Origin of the sequence: Novosphingobium sp. FSW06-99, from assembly GCF_001519065.1 — a bacterium.
Lineage (GTDB): Bacteria > Pseudomonadota > Alphaproteobacteria > Sphingomonadales > Sphingomonadaceae > Novosphingobium.
This window is the reverse complement of record NZ_KQ954252.1, coordinates 249,056-266,052: the sequence shown is the minus strand read 5'-3', so window position 1 is coordinate 266,052 and position 16,997 is coordinate 249,056. Positions and strand designations below refer to the sequence as shown.

Here is a 16,997-nt window from a genome sequence, read left to right as displayed (position 1 = left end):
TCCTTGTTAACCAAGTGTGGGGCGCAAGCAATATCCGACTGCCGCACCCCTGCCGGCAGGGATTTTGCGCTTGTCACACAACGCGTCTGATAGCACGAACCGTTGCACCGAAAACCGCACCAAGGGGCAGGACAATGACGCATTTTGCCGCGAATCGCGCCGCATGAGCGTGGTTCCCGTGCGGCTGACGATCCGCGCCGCGGGGGATGGCGACATCGCCGCGATCACCGCGATCTACAACCACCTGGTGCGCCACTCGACCGCGGTGTGGGACGACGTGGAAGTGGACGAGGCCGACCGCGCACAATGGGTGGCGGCGCGTCATGGCGACGGGTTTCCGGTGCTGGTGGCGATCGATGCGGGCGGCGCGCTGGTGGGCTATGCCAGCTATGGCGTGTGGCGCGCACGCAGCGGATATCGCCACACCGTCGAACATTCGGTGCATGTGCGCGAAGACCGGCGCGGCGCAGGGATCGGCGCCGCGCTGTTGCAGGCGCTGATCGACCATGCCCGCGCCCAAGGCCTGCACGCGATGGTCGGCGGCATCGAGGCGGGCAATCTGCCCTCGATCGCGCTCCACCGCAAACTGGGTTTTGCCAGCGTCGGCCACTTGCCCGAAGTCGGCACCAAGTTCGGGCGGTGGCTCGATCTGGTGTTCATGCGGATCACGCTCGGCGAACATGCCGCGCCCGATTAAGCGGGCGCGGCCACGATCATCCGCACCGGGGTGGGGTTGAACCCGTTGCAGGGGTTGTTGATCTGCGGACAGTTCGACACCACCACCACCACATCCATCTCGGCCACCAGGTCGACATGCAGCCCCGGCGCGGAAATCCCGTCGACAATCCCCAGCGATCCGTCGGCTTCGACCGGCACGTTCATGAAGAAATTGATGTTCGACACCATGTCGCGCTTGGTGCGGCCATGGTCGGCATTGGCCAGCAGGAAATTGTCGACACAGGCGTGCTGCGCCTTGGTGTGGTGGCCATAACGCAAGGTGTTGGATTCGCAGCTACAGGCCCCGCCGATGGTGTCGTGGCGCGCCACGCTGGTCGATCCGATGGTCATCATCGGGCGCCCCTCGTTCGACAGCAGGGCCGTGCCGGTGTCGAGATAGACATTGCCCTGCGCGGCGATGGTATCTTGCGCGCTGTAGCGTTCGGCATCATCGGCGGCGGCATAGATCAGGAAATCGACTGCCTGATTGCCTTCGAGATCGACAATCCGCAGCGTCTCGCCCCGCCTGACCAGGTGATGCCAGGGCGCCCGCGCGGGCACCACTTCATCGTGGACAATCCGGCCGGGCAGATCGGGGATGGGCGTGTTGGCGATCATGATACCCTACCTCCGGTAATAGTCTTCGACGTTTTCGAACGCGCGCAGGCCCTCGGGCGTGGCCAGGCGGATCGGATCGTCGGACGGGGTGACCGGCCCGCGCCAGGCAGTCGCGCGCACCGGGGTCACGCTATAGGCGTGGCGCGGGTCGCGCACGTGGGGGCAATTGGCCAGGACCACGATCACGTCCATCTCGGCGCGCAAGGTGATCGCCTGTCCGGCGCGGTGCGGCCCGTGGTCGAGCGCGATCGCGCCATCGGCGGCAATCGTCACCGGTTTGAACCAGGTCAGGCACGGGTGGATATCGCGCCGGTTCATGCCATATTTGGCCAACGCGATGACAAACCGGTCGCGCGCGTTGGGATGTGCGCCGTGGTTGCACCCGTCGCCATATCTGCGCGCGTTCGACGCCTGGTTCGACGCGCCGCAAAAGGCATCGTGGCCCGCCGTGTCATCATCGAGCACCGAGAACAGCACCCGGCCCATGTCCGACAGCAACAGCCGCCCGGCCCCGAGATAGGCGTTCCACTGCACTTTGACGGTGTCGGCCACGTTCAGCCGTTCGACCGTACGCTCGGCATTGAACACCAGCATGGCAACACAGCCATCACCATAAAGATCGGTCAGCCGCAACCGGCTGCCGCGCGCCAATGTGCGCGAGGCATAGCCCCCGGCGGCGATCGTTTCGTCCCACACCACGTCGGGCGCAGCCACGCCAGGCGGCAGGCCGGTGGCATCGGTGGCGGGAATGGTCGGCATGGCTTCGACCCGCGTACCGCCCATGGCGCGCGCATGGGCGCGAGCTCCGGCCGGGTCGGCGGTGGTGCTTGACGCAGTCATGGGCGTCGGCTCCTCGGTTGGAATTATTCGACCAGTTTGAGCGTCAGGCCGATCGTGCGCGGGTGCACGGTATAGCCTTCGGTCACGGTGTTGATTTCCGGGCGCTGGATGATGGTTTCGTTGTTGAGCAGGTTCTTGACGTACAAGGTCAGCTGGTTGGCGCCAAAGCGATAGCCCACGCTGGCATTCACCACGCCATAGGACGGGTTGTAGTAATTGGTATCGGTGACCAGATAGCTGCCGTAACTGTGCCCGGTATAGGCATAGTTGACCAGCGCGATCACCGCCCCCGAGGGACCGACCGGATGGAGATAGTTCGCCCCGGCGGTCGCGGTGAAGTCGGGCACGTCGATCAGGTGCTGCCCCACCGCGACATCGATCGGGTTGTTCGACTGGATGACTTTGGCATCGTTGACGCTGCCCGTCGCGCTGACCGACAGGCTGGGGGTCAGCTTGAACGAGAATTCGGCCTCGGCGCCCCAGATCCGCGCATTGCCGATGTTGCTGGTAAAATAATAGCCGCAAGTGGGCAGATAGATCTGCTGCTGAATGTCGTTCCAGTTGGTCAGATAGCCCGAGGCGTTGAGGCGGATGCGGCGCCCGGCAAATTCGTTCTTGGTGCCGACTTCATACGTCCACAGGCTGTCCGATTTGAACTGGGTCGGCTGGGTGGTCTGGCCGATCGCCTGGAAATCGCCGTTGCAAACAGAGGTCGGGCCATAGACGATCGGGCCGGTCGGCCCGGGCAGGCGAAAGCCTTTGGCGACCGAAGCATAGACCGAACTGGTGGCCGCCACATCATGATAGAGCGTGGCCTTGGGCAGGAACGCAGTGCTGGTGCCATCCTGGGTATAGGGTGCCGAGGCGGGTTGGCCCGGCGTCTGATAGCCCAGGTTGCCAATCTGGTAGAACCCGGTTTCGACCGACACGAAATCTTCGTGCGCGGCGGAAAAACGCCCGCCCAGATCGAGTTTCCACCCTTTGGCAAACGTAATGCCAACTTGCCCGAACACCGCCACTTGCTGCTGGCGATAGGTGCGGTTGTCGCTTTCATCGACATCGCCCGGAAACAGCGTGATCGCCGCGCCGCCGCCGGGCTGCCCATAAGTGGGATTGCCGTAACTGGTTTCGACCAGCGACTGTTCCATCGGCACGCCATAGATCGACTGGAACGTTGAATTGATCCCGTTGATCGTCTGGTAATCGGTGTTGTGCACGCTCTGCGTCGAATAATAGGCGCCGATCACCCATTTCAGCCAGGACGCGCCCGCACTGGTATCGTTGGACGACAGCCGCAATTCCTGGCTGAAATTGCGGTAATGCGTGCGGATTTCCACCGCAGAGGGCAGATTGGCGATGACGCTGTCGTTTTGCGGCTGATACTGGGGATAGATCGGATCGAGGAAAAATTCGGCAAAGGCGGTGCTGTTGAAATAGGTCCCGTCTTCCTGGCGCGAGGCGATCCGGTCGAAAAACCCGGTGACCGAGGTCAGGTCGGCAAAGCCCAGCGTCTTCTTGATCGACAGGCTGCCCAGCACAACGGTATCACGGCTGGGTTCGGCCACTTCCTTGTCCTGCTGCCACAAGCCAAGATTGGGATAGAACGCGGCGTTGTCCGCATTGGTCGCGCGCTGGTAAAACACCGCCGGGGTGATCGTCAGCGTCGAATCTGGGGTCCAGGTCGCGCTGACATGCGCGGTCAGGCTGTTGGCCGAATTGACGCCCTTTTTCTGCAGCACGCCCTGCTGGTTGTAATTGTCGACCCAGCCGCTGTCGTTCTCGTAATTGACGGCGGCATGCAGCGACAGCTTGTCGGGTACCACCGGCAGATTGAACGTGGCCGAATCCGCGAAATTGGCCCCGCCGTGTTTCGTGCCCGAGGCATCGGTGGTCAACGTCATGCCAAACGCATCGGGATTGGCGGGGGTGGCAATATAGCGGATCGTGCCGCCTTCGGAACTGTCGCCATAGAGCGTGCCCTGCGGCCCGCGCAGCACTTCGACGCGTTCGATATCGGGCAGGCGCACTTCGATCGAACCGTCGCGATAGAGATTGGGCACGGTGATCGACACGTCATCGAGATAGACCCCGACGGTCGAGGCGCCCGACACCGAACTGACCCCGCGAATGACGATATTGGTGCGTCCTTCCTCGCCCGCGACGGCGTTGAACGCGACCCCCGGCACTGCGCGCGACAGATCGTCGTAATTGGCGATCTGCTGGTCCTTGAGCGCCGCACCCGACAGCACCGACACGCTGATCGGCACGGTGCGGATGTCTTCGCTGCGTTTTTGCGCGGTAACGATGATTTCGCCCCCCGCATCGCCCGCCGAGGCCTCGGCTGCGGGGGTCGCCTGCGCCAGGGCAAGACCGGGACACAGCACCAGCGCGATCGCGGAAGTCGCGGTGCAAAGCCCGATACGGCGTGACGTCATGGTGGTGATTCCCTGCGCTGGTTTCGTTGTGCAGCGCAAGAATTGCCGATCAGCCCCCCATCACGGTAGACGCCAATTTTCGATGATGGACATAGATCTGATCTATGCCTCGGCAGCTATTCCACCCGCGCCTCGCCCCAGGTCGCCAGCACCGGGCCGTCATCGGCGCCCACTTGTCGCGCCACCAGTTCGACCACTTTCACCCCGGTGATATCGGCGCTGATATCTGCCGGCGGTACGCCGAAGTGCTGTTCGGCAGACTTTGCCAGCAAATGTCCGTCGCCCCAGACCTCAAACCGCACGCCCGCCTTGCGCCCCCGCGTGGAATCATCGACCCCGGCGTGCGCGGCAAAGTGCGCAAAGGCGCCTTCGGCGTGCAATTGCAACCGCGAATTGGCCTCAACCCCGATCCCGTCGCGCAGCGGCTGCCCGGCCAGGGTCAGCGTTTCGGAAAACACCGTGGCATCGGCGCGCGGCGCCCCCCAACCATAATACGTCGGCCTGGGGCCAAAGCCGGTGGTGTCGCCGGTGTGCGAATCGATCATGCGATGGATGGTCGGATCGGGCTGCGGCACCACGATCCCGTCGGCAGCCACTGCGATGCGCCCCGGCAATTCGGCCAGATACCACCCATGCGTCAGGCGCGGAGTGCCGACCGCACGCAACAACAGTGCCTCATGCGGGGCCAGCGCAAACCGGCGCATGCCGGTCATCGTGCCCATATCGCGCCGCATGGTCAGGTCGCGCAGTGCGATCGGCGTGGAGTCGGCCATCTTCAGGTGCTGTGCGGTCAGGGTGATCGTGGTCGGCTCGTCCAGGCGATTGAACAACAGTACGGCCTTGGTGCCGCGCACCGACAGCGTCTTGACCACGATCTCGCGCTCGTCATCGGCATAGGCGATCACCCCCTGATGGCCCGCCGGGTCCTGATCGACGGCGATGACCTCTGGATTGGCGAGAATGGCGCGGATCGCAGGCGGTGCGGCGGCCAGATCGGTGCCGATGATCAGCGGCGCGGCCTCGATCGCCCACAGCGCCATGTGCGCGCGCGCCTCGGTCAGGTGTGCGCCGTCGAAGGCGCCATTGCCCACCTCGAGCATGTCGGGATCGTTCCAGTGCCCCGGCCCGGCATAGAATTCACGCGTGGCGACGCTGTCGAAATTGTGCAGCATGCGGCCCCACGTCGGGTCGATATCGCCACTGGTGCGCCACATCGTGCCGACCTGCCGCCCCCAGTCGCGCACGTTGGCGGTGCCCCAGTTGCACAGCGACAGCACAAAATCGCCGCGCGGCCGCACCCGCCACAAGGCATCGCGGACTTCGGCATAGCGCGCACGGGTGGCCGGAATGTCGTCCTGCCCCGGATCGGTGTCGTTGATCAGCGGTGCCAGCGCGCGAAACGTGCCATTGGCCACATGGTGCCGGTCCGCGCCATAATGGGCAATGCCGCAACCATCGACCTTGATGTAATCGAAATTCCACGTCGCGAAATAGAGCGCGATGTCCTGATCGACATGGCCCGCCAGCCCGACCTCACGCTCATCGCGGGTGCCCTGCGGCAGCGTTGCGGGATCGGACGACCACGCCTGCGAACAGGCATTGCGCCCGACATCGGTATAGATGCCCGCCTTCAGACCCATCGCGTGCAGCCGGTCGGTCCACGGCCGCAGCGAGGTTTCGCCGCCCGCCAGCGCCGCATCGGGAAACACATTGGTGCGCACTTGCAGACGGCCATCGCCCTGCCGCCGTTTCAGCCACCAGCCATCGTCGATATTGACGGTGCGATAGCCCAGCGCGGCAAACCCGCCATCGACCAGCACGTGCGCCGAAGCGATCAGGCCAGCCTCGGTCAGATCGAGGTGAAACGCGTTCCAGCTATTCCATCCCATCGGCGGAGTCGGCGCGGTACCAACCGGCTGCATATCCCAGGTGCCGGTGGGTTCGAGCCCATGCGCCTCGTCTGCCATGGCCGGATGGGCGCACAGGGCCACCACCGCCAGCACCACCGACCGCACCAATGCCATGCCCACCTCCCGATCTGTGCACGCTTGTGCAGGCGGTTGGCCCCGCTGTGAAGCGGATCGGCGCTAAACATTCGATTGCGTCGGGTCCTCCATGCGCGGCGTTACGCCGCGCGGCGCATATCACCGTGCCCGGTGGAAAACCGGTGCGCCGCATTGGCCAGGCCTGCCGCTTCGTCAGAGAGCGAGCTTAGCGCGGCGTGACTTTCCTCGACCATCGCGGCATTTCTCTGGGTGGCGCGATCGATCGAGGCAAACTTGTCGCGCATATCGCCAAGGTCGCGTGCGGTTTCACCCACTGCCAGCGTGATCGCACCCACGGTTTCGGCAAATTGGGTGACATCGCCCACCACTTCGCGCAGCACCACGCCGGTCTGCCCGACCAGATCGACGCCTTCGCCGACAAGCGCGGTCGATGCGGTGATCAGCGTCCGGATATCGCGCGCGGCATCGGCGCTGCGCTGGGCCAGTGCGCGCACTTCGTTGGCAACCACCGCAAAGCCGCGCCCCGATTCGCCCGCCCGGGCGGCTTCGACCCCGGCGTTGAGCGCGAGCAGGTTGGTCTGAAACGCGATGCCATCGATCAGGCTGACGATCTGGCCGATCTCGCCCGATGAATTCTGGATGCGTTCCATTGTCGCAATCGCGCTGGCGACGACTTCGTGCCCGGCACGTACCCGTTCGCCCGAATGGGCGATGGCAGAGCTGGCCGATTGCGCCCCGGCCAGCGTTTCGCCAGCCATCGTGACCAGTTGCGAAATGGTGGTCATTGCCTGTTCCACCACGCTCGCCTGCGATTCGGTCCGTTGCGCCAGATCCTGCGATGCGATGCGGATTTCGCCGGTGCCCGACTTGATGCGATCGGTTGCCTGGACAACGTGGCCCAACAGTTCCTCCAGATCGCCCAGGGCCCGGTTGTAATTGACCCGCAGCGGCTCGAACGTGGGTGGAAACGCGGTAACGATGCGGCGGCTGAGATCGCCTTCGGCCAGTTTGCCCAGCGCATCGGCCAGCGCGGACACCACCGCCTGCTGTTCGGCGGCGGTCTGTTCGCGTTCGCGCGTCGCAGCCGCCTCGATCCGCGCCGCTTCGGCCTGGGTCGCCTCGCGGGTGATCAACATGGCTTCGAGCAACACCGCAACCTGGATCAGCGCTCCGGTTTCGACGACCACCACCACGGCATGCAGGACCACCCGCCCCAGTTCTCCGGCCGCGCCGAACACCAGCGCGGGCGCCACAAAGTTGAGCAGGAGATGATGCACCGCCGTCACCGCCGCGCCTGCCAGCAAGGGCCGCCAATCGGCCAGCACCGCAGTGACCGCAATCGCTGCAAAAAAGGTCATGTGCAGATCGATCATCCAGGTCGACCCGCTCCACTGGTACAGCAGCACCGCGCAATACAACGGCATGGTCGCGCCCAGCGCCGTGCGCGTCATGGGATCGGTGGCGCCGCGCAAGACGGCCAGTGTGGGGAACGCGGTCAAGCCCAGCGCCAGGATGGCGGGAACCGGCCCCGACCCTGCGAACAAAGTCCCGGCAATCACCACCAGGCACGCCAGCCAGGCCAGGCCTGCCAGCATGCGCACGCCCTGAAGGCGCAAGGCAACAAGTTCATTCATGGCAACACGGCCTTTTCCAAAATGCGCGTTGACGGCGGTGCATCGGCGCACAGCCAGCCGGGCGCCGCCAGCGGCAGGAAACCACCGCGCAGGATCATCGTGAACGGCACGCCGGGATCGATCCGCACGAGCAGGCTGCCGCCGATCGATCCCGCCCGCAGCACCGCAATCCGTCCAGGGGGAATCGCGCCGCCGCCCCCTGCAAACACCGGTATCAGCAACACCGCGCCACCCGGACGCGGCATCGCCACGCAGCCGACCAGCACCAGCACGACCAGACCAAACTGGACCAGCGCCAGACGTTTCATCAATCCGGGTATCGAATTGCCATCCATGCGCGTCCCGCCGGGTCAAACCGTTCAAGTGCACTGTGCGACGGTGTCGGCCAACAAATCCTGTGCCCCGCGCTGCGTAGCAACCGCTAGGCGGCGCAGGGGCTTTGTTCAGGACCCGGTCTGGTCGGCGATAAAGGCGCGCCAGCCGCCGAGGTCGGTGATGTCGGTAGCGCCCGCGATCGCGCGCGGTTCGGCAACGAAGCCTTTGACCGTGCTGCCATCGACCAATGTAACCGTACCGATTGCCAGCGGCGGCGGCACTTCGGCAACGAAGCTGCCGAACGCGGCCATGTCGAGTTCATAGACTTCGACCGCGATCGCGCCGCCGGTGGCATCGTGGATCAATGCCGGCTTTGGCGGCACGCTGTCGGCCATGGCATAGAGGCGATAGTGCGGCGCGGTGGTGGTGGTGGCGACGTGGCGGGCCCCGCGCGAGGTCAATTGCCAGTGCAGCGGCATGCCTTCGAGATGGGCGCCGACAACGGCGAGGTGCACGGTTTCCACGACAGTCTCCAGATCGAGCGGGGGATGGGGATAGGGATCGTCGGCGCACCAGCGCGCGGCCTGGGCGATCAGCGCGCGGTCGGTCCACGCCGGGCCGATCAGCGTCACGCCGAACCCGGTGCCATTGCGCCGCCAGCCCGCCGGAACCGCAATCGCCGCCATGTCGAGCAAGTTCACGAAATTGGTATAGAGCCCCAGATTGCTGTTGAGCGCGATCGGGGCCGCGCGCATTTCCGCCAGGCGATAGATCGTCGGCGCGGTCGGCAGGCACAGCGCATCGATCCGCCCCCACAGCGCATCGGCCTCAACCTTCAGTTCGGCCAGGCGATAGATACCCTGAAACGCCTCGACCGCGCTGCGCCCCAGCCCGCCCTCGACAATCGTGCGCACGGTGGGATCGATGCTGCCCGGATGGCTGCGCAGAAAGTCGGCCAGCGCCGCCGTGCGCTCTGCCACCCACGGCCCGTCATACAACAGCCGCGCCGCCTCGCTGAGCGGCGCAAGATCGATCTCGACCAGATCGCAGCCCTGCGCCGCCAACCGGTCGAGCGCCTGCGCATAGAACCGCTCGGCGGCCAGATCGCCCAGAAACTGACGCTGGTGCAGCAGGGGCACGCCGACGCGCGCCAGCGTCAGATCGTGATCGGCCAGATCGCGCGACCACGGATCGGCGCCGTCGCGGCCTGCCACCACCACATCGATCAGCGCCGCATCGCAGGCATCGCGCGCAAACACGGTGATGCAATCGATCGATCGGCACGCGGGCACCAGTCCCGCAGTGCTCCACCGACCCTTGGTCGGCTTGAACCCGATCAGGCCGTTGAAGGCCGCCGGAACGCGGCCCGATCCCGCCGTATCGGTGCCCAGCGCGATCGGCACCAGCCCGGCCGCCACCGCAATCGCCGAGCCCGAGCTTGATCCGCCGCTGATCCAGGCGCGGTTGAACGCACAGGCGGGCGCGCCATAAGGGCTGCGCGTGCCATTCAGCCCGGTGGCGAACTGGTCGAGATTGGTCTTGCCCACCGGCACCGCGCCCGCCGCAATCAGGCGCGCCACCACCGTCGCCGATTGCGCCGGGCGATAGGTGAAATCGGGGCACCCGGCACTGGTCGGGCTGCCTGCCAGATCGATATTGTCCTTGATCGCAAAGGGCACCCCGGCCAGCGGCAGCGTTTCGCCCGCCGCCACGCGCGCGTCGACAGCGCGGGCCATGGCCAGCACCTCGAACTCTGGTACGCGGTGGATCCACACTGCGGGCTGAACCGGCGCATAGGCGGCGATCCGTGCCAGCGTGTCGCGGGCCACCGCCAGTGCCGTGGTGCTGCCGCCGGATACCGCTGCGGCGATCGATGCGGCGCTGGTCATGCCGGTTCGATCGCCAGCATCGCCGAACCGGGCTGGATCACCTGCCCCTCGCTGACATAGACGCGCCGCACCACGCCCGCCGCCGGGCTGGGCACCGGACATTCCATCTTCATCGCCTCGATCACCGCAATCGGATCGCCCAGCGCGACGGTCAGCCCCTCGCTGGCCAGCAGTTTCCACACGCTGCCGCCGAACGGCGCCTCGACCAGTTCGGACCCGACTGGCAGATCGACCACGCCAGTGGCATCGTCGCCCCCGCTGCCCGCATCGACGAGCGCGGCCACGCGGTCGAATTCGCCGCTGGCCTGCCATGCCGCACGTTCGGCGTCGAACGCGGCCTGCCGGGTGCTTTCGAACGCGGCGATACTGGCCGCATTGGCGGCGCGAAACGCGCGATAGTCGGACAGGCGGAATTCGCCCTCGTCGATGCGGATCGCCCGGCGCCCGAGCGGAAAGTCGCGGCGCCATGCGGTCAGTTCGTCATGGCTGACCGGAAAGAACTTTATCCGGTCGAAAAACCGCAGCAGCCAGGGCTTGCCCTCGGCAAACGCCTCGCTCTGTTTCCCCGCGCCGGCCCAAGTGTTCCACACCTGGATGGTGCGTCCAAACAACTGGTATCCGCCCGGCCCTTCCATGCCATAGATGCACATATAGGCGCCGCCGATGCCCACCACATTGGGCGGGGTCCAGGTGCGGGCCGGATTGTACTTGGTGGTCACCAGCCGGTGGCGCGGATCGACCGGGGTGGCAACCGGCGCGCCCAGATAGACATCGCCCAGCCCGAGCACCAGATAATCGGCATCGAACACGATCCGCCGCACATCCTCGACACTGTCCAGCCCGTTGACGCGGCGGATGAATTCGATGTTGTCGGGACACCACGGCGCATCATCGCGTACGGCGGCGATATATTTGTCGATGGTCTGGTAAATCGCCGGATCGGCCCATGACAGCGGCAGATGCACGGTACGACTGGGGATCGCGAAATCATCGAGCCCGCCCAGCCGTTCCTCGGCGGCGATCAGCGCGTCGAGCAGCGAGGCCTGGGTCAGCACGCGCGCATCGTAATGGATTTGCACCGAACGCACGCCGGGGGTCACGTCGATCACCCCGGGCAGGGCCACGGACTCGAGTTCCAGCATCAGCGCATGGACACGCAGCCGCAATTCCAGATCGAGCACGATCGGCCCATATTCGACCAGCAAGTGCCGGTCGCCCTGCCGCCGATAGGTCGCTGCCGGGCGTGCGCCCTCGGCGGGGATCATGTGCAGAACCGGCGATGCGGGCGACGCGGTGTCGCCGGCAAACGGTGCCGGGGCCGCCAGCGTGGCGATCAGCGCGTCCTGCGCCTGTTCGGCCGCGCGTGCCTCGGCCTCTGACACCGGCAGGAATCGCACCGTGTCGCCGGGCGACAATTGACCCACTTTCCACAAGTCGGCCTGGATCACCACGAACGGGCAGACGAACCCGCCCAGCGACGGGCCATCGGGGCCCAGGATGATCGGCATGTCGCCAGTGAAATCAACCGCGCCAATGGCATAGGCGTTGTCGTGGATGTTCGATGGATGCAGCCCCGCCTCGCCCCCGTCACGCCGCGCCCATTCGGGCTTTGGCCCGACCAACCGCACCCCGGTGCGATTGGAATTGTAATGCACCTGCCAGGACGCCGCGCAGATCATCGCGATATCGCCGGGGGTGAAGAAATCGGGCGCGCCGTGCGGCCCGTAGAGCACGCGCACGGTCCAGGCATGGTCGATGTGGGGCACCAGTCCGGGCGCCAGAACCCCTTCGTCCGCAACGGGCGCGCCCGCCAGATGCAGCGTGTCGCCGGTCATCACCGCGCGGCCCGCATGCCCGCCGAATTCGCCCAGCGTAAACGCGCTGCGGCTGCCGAGATAGACCGGCACGTCGAGCCCGCCGGCAAACAGCAGACAGGCGCGCAGGCCCCCGCCCTGCACCCGCCCCACCCGCAACACCTGCCCCGCCACGACCGACAGCGGGGTCCAGCGCGGCACCGGCACGCCATCGAGCGTAGCCTCGCACTCCGCCCCGGTCAGACAGATCCGCGCCGCGCCGAGAAACTGCAGGCTGGGGCCCGAGGCGGTCACTTCAAGCCCCGCCGCGCCGTCCGGATTGCCCAGCAGGCGGTTGCCCAACCGGAACGACAGCGCATCCATCGGCCCGGATGGCGGCACGCCGACATCCCACAGCCCGGTGCGCCCCGGATAGTCCTGCACCGTGGTCGCCGCGCCCGCCGCCAGCACGCGCACGGCGGCGGGTTGCCACACCAGTTCGCCCAGCGCGCGGGTGGAAACCTGCCCGCTGACAAATGCCGCGCTGCGCACCACCGTGCGCAGCCAACGCAAATTGGTTTCGATCCCCGCCAGCCGCGTGGCATCGAGCGCGGCCTGCATCGCGGCAATCGCCGCCGCGCGCGTCGGCGCGGTGACGATCAGCTTGGCCAGCATCGGATCATACCAGGCGGGCACCTCGCTGCCGCTTTCGACCCAGCCATCGACACGCACAGTGGCGCGATCGCCTGCCGGAAAGCCGACCTCGATCAGACGGCCCGAACTCGGCTGAAAATCGCGCGAGGGATCTTCGGCATAGAGCCGCACCTGGATCGAATGCCCCCTGGGCTGTGCGACAAATCCGTCGAGAAAGGCAAAATCGCCAGCCGCGCCCCGGATCATCCATTCGACCAGATCGACCCCGGTGACTTGTTCGGTCACGCCATGTTCGACTTGCAGCCGGGTGTTCACTTCCAGAAAGAAGAAATCGTCACGGTCAGCATCATAGAGAAATTCGACCGTGCCCGCCGAGCGATAGTTCGCCCCCGCGGTCAGCCGCACCGCCGCCTCGATCAGCGCCGCGCGCGTGGCGGGCGGCAACAGCGGCGCGGGGGTTTCCTCGACCACTTTCTGGTTGCGCCGCTGCAGCGAACAGTCGCGTTCGCCCAGCGCCACGACATGCCCGGCACCATCGCCAAACACTTGCACCTCGATATGGCGCGCGCGTGCAACATAGCGTTCGAGAAACACCCCTGCATCGCCGAAATTGCCTGCGCCCAGCCGCGCCACCATGGCAAAGGCCTCGCCCAGTTCGCTGGCATCGGTGCAAACTTTCATGCCGATCCCGCCGCCGCCGGCCGTGGCCTTGAGGATCACTGGATAGCCGATCCGCGCCGCCGCCTCCTCCGCCGCCGCCGCATCGCGCAACAGCCCCGATCCCGGCGCCAGCGGCACGCCATGCGCCTGCGCCAGATCACGCGCGGTGTGTTTCAGCCCGAAGGCGCGGATATTGTCGACCGTAGGCCCGATGAAGGCGATTCCCGCCGCCTCGCACGCCTGCGCAAAGGCGGTGTTTTCCGACAGAAAACCGTATCCGGGATGGATCGCTTCAGCTCCGGTCGCGCGCGCGGCGGCCAGGATCGCGGCGATGTTCAGATAGCTTTCGCCGGCAGGCGCCGGGCCGATCGGCACGGCCTCGTCGGCCTGGGCCACGTGCAGCGATCCGGCGTCGGCCTCGCTGAACACCGCGACCGAAGCAATGCCCATCGCGCGCAAGGTGCGGATGATGCGGCAGGCGATTGCCCCGCGATTGGCGATCAGGACTTTGCGAAAGGGGGGCTTGGTCATGCGGCGGTCTTTGCATCGGGCCGCGCGCCGTTTTTGCGCAGCAGCGGCACATCATAAGTCGCGGTCGCACCGAACCGGTGCGGTGCGTGGGGATCGTGGCGGCGCTTGTCGAATGCCAGCACGCGGGTGCCCAGCTTGAACGCTTCGCCAATGTCGTGGGTTACCATCACCACGGTCAGGCCATGTTCGCGCCACAGGCGGGTGACCAGATCGTGCATGTCGACGCGGATGCCCGGATCGAGCGCGCCGAACGGTTCATCCAGCAGCAGCAGGCGCGGATGCCTGACCAGCGCCTGCGCCAGCGCCAGCCGTTGCTGCATTCCACCCGACAGTTGCGCGGGATATTGATCGCGCGCGTGGGTCAGGCCAACCGCGTCGAGCATCGCGTCCGCCTCGGCCAGCGCGACACGCCGCCGCGCGCCGAACAATCGCCCCAGCACCGGCGCGGCCGCACATTCCAGGCCGAACAGCACATTGCCGATCACCGTCAGATGGGGAAACACCGAATAGCGCTGAAACACCACGCCCCGGTCGGGGCCGCATTCGGCGCGCATCGGCGCGCCATCGAACACGATGCGCCCCCGGCTGGGCGCTTCCTGCCCCAGCAGCAGTCGCAGAAACGTGCTCTTGCCCGCACCCGAGGGCCCGACCACCGACACGAACGCGCCCGCCTCGATGGCCAGATCGACGCGTTCGAGCACGACCTTTTCGCCATATTCGACCCACACATTGCGCAGTTCGAGCAAGGGCCCCGCGCTCATCGTGCATCCCCCTTCGCCCAGGGAAACGCGCGCCGCGACAGCGCCTGCAACAGCGCATCGGCAGCAATCGCCAGCAGCGAAATCCACGCCACATAAGGCAGGATGATATCCATCGCGAGATAGCGGCGGACCAGAAAGATGCGATAGCCCAGCCCGACATCAGATGCGATCGCCTCTGCCGCGATCAGGAACACCCAGGCCGGGCCCATCGACAGCCGCAGCGTTTCGATCAGGCGCGGCATCATCTGCGGCAGCGCCACGCGGATCGCCACCACCCACGAATTGGCGCCCAGCGTTTCGGCCTTGATAAACTGCTCGGCAGGCAGCGCGGCGACATGCGCGGCCAGATCGCGTGTCATATAGGGCGCGATCCCGATCGCGATCAGCGCGATCTTGGCGGTTTCGCCAAGGCCCAGCGCGATGAACAGGATCGGCAGGACGGCAATCGGCGGGATCACCGCGACCACCGTGATCACCGGGCCCAGGATCGCGCGCGCCAGTGGCATCACGCCGAGCAACAGCCCGAGCACCAGCGCCGTTACGGTCGCCAGCGCGAGCCCCGCGCCCAGCCGCGACAGGCTGGCCAGCGTATCGGCGAGCAACGTCACCTGCCCGCTGACCGGATCGACCGTCGCCCCCATGTTCCACAGCGCGGTGCCCATCGCGCCCAGCGTCGGCAGCACTTTGTCGGCCGGGTTGTCGGCATGACGCAGCGCGGCGGCCACGGCATAGACCAGGCACAGGATCAGGATCGGCACGGCGCCGGCCACGATGCGCCCACGCCGACCGGGCCGCAGATTGATCAGGCGGGTCATCGCGGCGTCACTCAAAGCTTGCCGTCGGCGGCCATCTGCATGAACCGGGGATCGTAGCGCAGTTTGACATTGGCCGGATCGCCCAGCGTCTTGCCGCCGGGAAAGGAAATCCCGATGGCATCGACCGACGTTGCCGCCGGGCCGAACAGCCCTTTGGCAAACGAGAATTGGCGCACCCGGTCGGTCACCGTGATCAGTTCGGGGCTCCTGGCCAGCCGGGTCGCATCGGCGGCCTGATAATAGAGGTGTGTGGTCGCCAGTTGCGCGTCGTATCCGGCCGGTGTTGTCCCGGCATCGTGCGCCATCTGCGCGCGCGCGGCCTTGCCCCCGGCATCGTCGCTGTGCATCCGCGCCATCGTTTCATACCAGATTCCGGCAAGCGCCTTGCCCAGCGCGGGATTGGCCTTCAGCGTGGCGCTGCTGACCGCCATCACGTCGAGAATTTCGTTGGGAATCTGGTGGCTGTCGAACACCAATGTGGCGCCGGGGGCCTTTTTCACTTCGGACAGTTGCGGGTTCCAGGTGACCACCGCGTTGACTTGCGGCGAGGCAAAGGCGCCGACGATATCGGCATCGCCGGTGTTGACCAGCTTGACATCCGACAGTTTCAGCCCGGCCTTTTCCAGCCCGCGCGCCAGCAGGTATTGCGACACCGACAGCTCGACCAGATTGACCGAGCGGCCCTTGATATCGCCGATCGAACGGGCGTTTTTCAGCACCACGCCATCGTTGCCGTCGGAATAGTCGCCCAGGATCACCACCGAGGTGTCCTTGCCGCCCGCCGCCGGAATGGTCAGCGTGTCCATCGATGTGGCGACCACTCCGTCCAGCTTGCCCGCGGTATACTGGTTGACCGATTCGACGTAGTCGTTGACTTGTACCAGCTTGATCGTGATGCCGTATTTGTCGGCCCATTTCTTCACGATCCCGGTTTCCTGCGCATAAGGCCAGGGCATCCATCCGGCATAGATCGACCAGCCGATGGTGAAGTCTTTTTTGGGCGCCTCGGTGGCGATGCCGTCTGCGCCCGCCGTCCGGACCGAATGGCCGCAGCCGCCCAGCGCCAACAGCAGGGCAAGAGCAAGCGAACGCGGGGGACGGGCGGTTCGGATCACGGCAAAGTTTCCTCGTGTGGCATGCACACCCTTCGTGCCCATGCTCAGGCCATCATGCTAGAGCCTGTTTCGTGATGCAGGGCATAGAAACCGTCTATGCCCTGGCACGGCAGCCATCACACGCTGTTTGCCGGGAACGGGCGCACAGGCGCCCGCATGGCCCCTCCCCGTGCGGGGAGGGGTTGGGGAGGGGCGTGCTGCCGCCGAATTGTTG

General features: G+C 66.1%; 12 protein-coding genes. 1 reads left to right on the top strand and 11 read right to left on the bottom strand.

Annotated features, from left to right (window positions below):
* Window positions 1–163: 163 nt before the first annotated feature.
* A complete protein-coding gene (locus AQZ49_RS03830) occupies window positions 164–697 on the top strand; it encodes a GNAT family N-acetyltransferase (protein ID WP_304438449.1) in 534 nt (177 codons plus the stop codon).
* Here AQZ49_RS03830 and AQZ49_RS03825 read toward each other — a convergent pair.
* The 11 genes from AQZ49_RS03825 to AQZ49_RS03775 all read right to left on the bottom strand — a co-directional run bounded on the left by AQZ49_RS03825 (window position 694) and on the right by AQZ49_RS03775 (window position 16,783).
* Complete coding sequence (locus tag AQZ49_RS03825; protein WP_067613104.1) at window positions 694–1,335, bottom strand: urea amidolyase associated protein UAAP2; 642 nt, start codon at window positions 1,333–1,335, stop codon at window positions 694–696. The genes AQZ49_RS03830 and AQZ49_RS03825 overlap by 4 nt on opposite strands.
* 6 nt (window positions 1,336–1,341) lie before the next feature.
* Entirely contained in the window at window positions 1,342–2,175 is an 834-nt protein-coding gene (locus tag AQZ49_RS03820; RefSeq protein WP_067613103.1) for an urea amidolyase associated protein UAAP1, read from the bottom strand.
* Between the two features lie 23 nt (window positions 2,176–2,198).
* Window positions 2,199–4,610, bottom strand: a complete 2,412-nt coding sequence (locus tag AQZ49_RS03815; protein WP_067613101.1) for a TonB-dependent receptor — start codon at window positions 4,608–4,610, stop codon at window positions 2,199–2,201.
* Between the two features lie 116 nt (window positions 4,611–4,726).
* Complete coding sequence (locus AQZ49_RS03810) at window positions 4,727–6,634, bottom strand: NPCBM/NEW2 domain-containing protein (RefSeq protein WP_067613100.1); 1,908 nt, start codon at window positions 6,632–6,634, stop codon at window positions 4,727–4,729.
* A 101-nt stretch (window positions 6,635–6,735) separates the two neighbouring features.
* Window positions 6,736–8,250, bottom strand: coding sequence for a methyl-accepting chemotaxis protein (locus tag AQZ49_RS03805; protein WP_067613098.1), 1,515 nt, complete (start codon window positions 8,248–8,250; stop codon window positions 6,736–6,738).
* Window positions 8,247–8,585, bottom strand: coding sequence for a hypothetical protein (locus AQZ49_RS03800; RefSeq protein WP_067613095.1), 339 nt, complete (start codon window positions 8,583–8,585; stop codon window positions 8,247–8,249). Before AQZ49_RS03800 ends, AQZ49_RS03805 begins: the two co-directional genes overlap by 4 nt.
* Window positions 8,586–8,693: 108 nt before the next feature.
* Window positions 8,694–10,454, bottom strand: coding sequence for an allophanate hydrolase (atzF, locus tag AQZ49_RS03795; RefSeq protein WP_067613093.1), 1,761 nt, complete (start codon window positions 10,452–10,454; stop codon window positions 8,694–8,696).
* Window positions 10,451–14,092: an urea carboxylase gene (uca, locus tag AQZ49_RS03790; protein ID WP_067613090.1), complete on the bottom strand. Its 3,642-nt coding sequence runs from the start codon at window positions 14,090–14,092 to the stop codon at window positions 10,451–10,453. Before uca ends, atzF begins: the two co-directional genes overlap by 4 nt.
* A complete protein-coding gene (locus AQZ49_RS03785; protein ID WP_067613089.1) occupies window positions 14,089–14,853 on the bottom strand; it encodes an ABC transporter ATP-binding protein in 765 nt (254 codons plus the stop codon). The genes uca and AQZ49_RS03785 overlap by 4 nt, the downstream gene beginning before the upstream one ends.
* Window positions 14,850–15,668 carry an ABC transporter permease gene (locus AQZ49_RS03780; protein WP_067613086.1) on the bottom strand — a complete coding sequence of 273 codons (819 nt, stop codon included), beginning with the start codon at window positions 15,666–15,668 and terminating at the stop codon, window positions 14,850–14,852. Before AQZ49_RS03780 ends, AQZ49_RS03785 begins: the two co-directional genes overlap by 4 nt.
* Before the next feature lie 11 nt (window positions 15,669–15,679).
* Window positions 15,680–16,783 carry a putative urea ABC transporter substrate-binding protein gene (locus AQZ49_RS03775; RefSeq protein WP_369819066.1) on the bottom strand — a complete coding sequence of 368 codons (1,104 nt, stop codon included), beginning with the start codon at window positions 16,781–16,783 and terminating at the stop codon, window positions 15,680–15,682.
* Between the last annotated feature and the right edge of the window lie 214 nt (window positions 16,784–16,997).

What these genes read in the sequence shown, in the direction of transcription:
- AQZ49_RS03830 (WP_304438449.1), top strand. Translation starts at nt 164, where the DNA reads ATGAGCGTGGTTCCCGTGCGGCTGACGATCCGCGCCGCGGGGGATGGC.
- AQZ49_RS03825 (WP_067613104.1), bottom strand. Translation starts at nt 1,335, where the DNA reads ATGATCGCCAACACGCCCATCCCCGATCTGCCCGGCCGGATTGTCCAC.
- AQZ49_RS03820 (WP_067613103.1), bottom strand. Translation starts at nt 2,175, where the DNA reads ATGACTGCGTCAAGCACCACCGCCGACCCGGCCGGAGCTCGCGCCCAT.
- AQZ49_RS03815 (WP_067613101.1), bottom strand. Translation starts at nt 4,610, where the DNA reads ATGACGTCACGCCGTATCGGGCTTTGCACCGCGACTTCCGCGATCGCG.
- AQZ49_RS03810 (WP_067613100.1), bottom strand. Translation starts at nt 6,634, where the DNA reads ATGGCATTGGTGCGGTCGGTGGTGCTGGCGGTGGTGGCCCTGTGCGCC.
- AQZ49_RS03805 (WP_067613098.1), bottom strand. Translation starts at nt 8,250, where the DNA reads ATGAATGAACTTGTTGCCTTGCGCCTTCAGGGCGTGCGCATGCTGGCA.
- AQZ49_RS03800 (WP_067613095.1), bottom strand. Translation starts at nt 8,585, where the DNA reads ATGGATGGCAATTCGATACCCGGATTGATGAAACGTCTGGCGCTGGTC.
- atzF (WP_067613093.1), bottom strand. Translation starts at nt 10,454, where the DNA reads ATGACCAGCGCCGCATCGATCGCCGCAGCGGTATCCGGCGGCAGCACC.
- uca (WP_067613090.1), bottom strand. Translation starts at nt 14,092, where the DNA reads ATGACCAAGCCCCCCTTTCGCAAAGTCCTGATCGCCAATCGCGGGGCA.
- AQZ49_RS03785 (WP_067613089.1), bottom strand. Translation starts at nt 14,853, where the DNA reads ATGAGCGCGGGGCCCTTGCTCGAACTGCGCAATGTGTGGGTCGAATAT.
- AQZ49_RS03780 (WP_067613086.1), bottom strand. Translation starts at nt 15,668, where the DNA reads ATGACCCGCCTGATCAATCTGCGGCCCGGTCGGCGTGGGCGCATCGTG.